Below are 1,477 nucleotides of genomic sequence, written 5' to 3'. Positions count from 1 at the left end.
GATCATTAATACTCCGAACCAACCGATATAAAGGCGGTTGTCTGTGCTGGTAATCCACTCGCAAAAGCGGTCCCATACATTGGCGCTTTGGCGCTGCTGTAGTGTTGTGGTCATGTGTTTATAATAGCGTTTGAGTTATGTATGTTTTGGTAGGTGTTTCTACCTCATGAATTTATATTAACCTTTATGTTTAGATTTGTAAAGGGGTTTTCGTAATATTTTTTAATATTTTTTTCAGCCAAGTGATCTTTAGAGCTATAAACTATATATAGTCAGCCTTTCGGGGATTAATCTTTTTGCTAATCAGGGGTTTGAACTTTTTACTTTCTCCTGACCACCTAAACTGCATAATAGGGGTCTAAACCTTGTGGGGTGGGCATCTTGCCCGCCAAAGTCTGTAAATTAGCTGTGTTTTAGCTGCAACTCCTACTATATATGTCTCTATCTAGTCAGAATATTGTTACTTACAGCCCTGCTTATACTATTGTTCCCACTTATGAATGCTTTAACCGTTGTACATACTGTAATTTCCGCAGCGAACCGGCTAAAAGTCTGTGGTTGACTCTAGGGGAAGCTCAAGAAATTTTGTCACAACTAAAAAATCAAAACGTCTGTGAAATACTCATCCTCAGTGGCGAGGTACATCCTGATTCAGCAAGGCGTGAACCCTGGTTTGAGCGCATTTATGATTTGTGTTTATTGGCACTAGAAATGGGATTTTTACCCCATACCAATGTCGGTCCATTGAGTTGGACTGAAATGGAAAAACTCAAAAGTGTTAATGTCTCCATGGGGTTAATGCTGGAACAGTTGACACCAAAACTATTAAATACAGTTCATCGTCATGCACCGAGTAAATTGCCAGAAGTGCGATCGCAACAGTTAAAATGGGCAGGAGAGCTAAAAATCCCCTTTACAACGGGTTTACTTTTAGGAATAGGGGAAACAGAAGAAGATTGGTGGGAAACCTTAGTAGCTATTTCTGAGTCACATAAACTTTACCATCACATTCAAGAGGTGATTCTTCAACCCCACAGCCCCGGAACAGTGCAAACTTTCGACGCACCACCATTTAACCCCCATAAATTACCAGAAGTCATCGCCAAAGCGCGGGAAATTTTACCAGCAGATATGACAATTCAGATTCCCCCTAATTTAGTTAAAGATGAAAATTGGTTACTTGCTTGTCTAGCCGCAGGGGCCAGGGATTTAGGGGGAATAAGTCCCAAGGATGAAGTTAATCCTGATTATCCTCATTTACAAGAGCAAGAACTTAGGAATATTTTAGAGCCTGGTGGCTGGGAATTAGTACCGCGCTTACCAGTGTATCCCCAGTTTGATGATTGGTTGGATGCAAATTTACTACAAAAGGTAAAACAATGGCGCAGAAGATTTAAACTTCCACAATCTCAGTAACCTACCCCTAATTCAGCAACGTCAAAAAAAATATGGGCGTTGGTGAATGAAGGTATGATTC

At 40.6% G+C, this 1,477-nt stretch carries 1 protein-coding gene and 1 pseudogene; one reads left to right on the top strand and one right to left on the bottom strand.

The genetic code is table 11. The features are described from left to right. Nucleotides 1-114 (bottom strand): annotated as a pseudogene (locus ACIR310F_RS25930) (photosystem II q(b) protein); the annotation flags it as partial. A gap of 321 nt (nt 115-435) precedes the next feature. On the opposite strand from ACIR310F_RS25930, the gene cofG reads away from it, so the two are divergent. Continuing rightward, nucleotides 436-1,416, top strand: a complete 981-nt coding sequence (gene cofG / locus ACIR310F_RS0120985) for a 7,8-didemethyl-8-hydroxy-5-deazariboflavin synthase subunit CofG (RefSeq protein ID WP_028085533.1) — start codon at nt 436-438, stop codon at nt 1,414-1,416. The last annotated feature ends 61 nt before the right edge of the window (nt 1,417-1,477 follow it).

It is taken from the genome of Dolichospermum circinale AWQC310F, from assembly GCF_000426925.1.
Classification (GTDB): Bacteria; Cyanobacteriota; Cyanobacteriia; order Cyanobacteriales; family Nostocaceae; genus Dolichospermum; species Dolichospermum circinale.
Note: the sequence above shows the minus strand (reverse complement) of the source record. Positions and strands in the feature narration are given on the sequence as shown.

Bases quoted from the DNA above. Each gene is read 5' to 3' on its own strand.
- cofG (WP_028085533.1), top strand. From the start codon at position 436: ATGTCTCTATCTAGTCAGAATATTGTTACTTACAGCCCTGCTTATACT.